Here is a 611-nt window from a genome sequence, read left to right as displayed (position 1 = left end):
GGCCTTTGGGGTGTCTACGTGCGAATCTTTGATTCGCTCAGTGATAGGGAATTTGGCCGAGTTGTTCCCCTTCCTGCTCGCCGGGCAGCCCCGGCAATCAAAATCATCATCCGCGCAGCGGATTCAAAACCAGATCACTCAACAAGTAAGCCACGCTCAAGCAAAGCAACCGCCCCACCTTGACCCCAACCGCCCCCTCGGCAACAATCCCCACGTTGCCGCCAAAACAAGCGGCACACGGGATTGGCGTCCCGTTACTTAACTATCGATTTGCTTGCGCGGAGCACTGCGCAAGCAGTTTTTCTATGCCTACGCACTCTTGGCAGGTGCGTGGTGGGGGAGTGCCATGCACTCGCCGGTTTGATAGTTAAGTCCGGTACGCCAATCCTGCCACGCGCCTGCCTCACCTCAGCCTCACCCGGCAGGTGGTTTATCTTGTGTCACAGCAGGAGAAACACCATGCAACACGCTCAAAACTTTCCCCCGCGCCGTCGCTACAAACTGAACGCTCTGGAACAACAAAGCGCACTGCTGCCCTTCGTCCGCTTCTGCCCCGGCCGCACCTACCCGCATTACTGGCAAATGCCTACGCCCAGCAAGGATCTCCTCGC

1 protein-coding gene is annotated in these 611 nt (G+C 57.9%); it reads left to right on the top strand.

All coding sequences use genetic code 11. The annotated features are described in order from the left end of the window. Positions 1–262 (top strand): hypothetical protein (locus tag NK214_RS24915; RefSeq protein ID WP_253315812.1); only part of this gene is annotated, 262 nt, incomplete at its 5' end. Positions 263–611 lie beyond the last annotated feature (349 nt).

The sequence above is a fragment of the Chromobacterium sp. S0633 genome (genome assembly GCF_024158805.1).
Lineage (GTDB): Bacteria > Pseudomonadota > Gammaproteobacteria > Burkholderiales > Chromobacteriaceae > Chromobacterium.
This window is presented reverse-complemented; position numbering and strand designations above follow the sequence as displayed.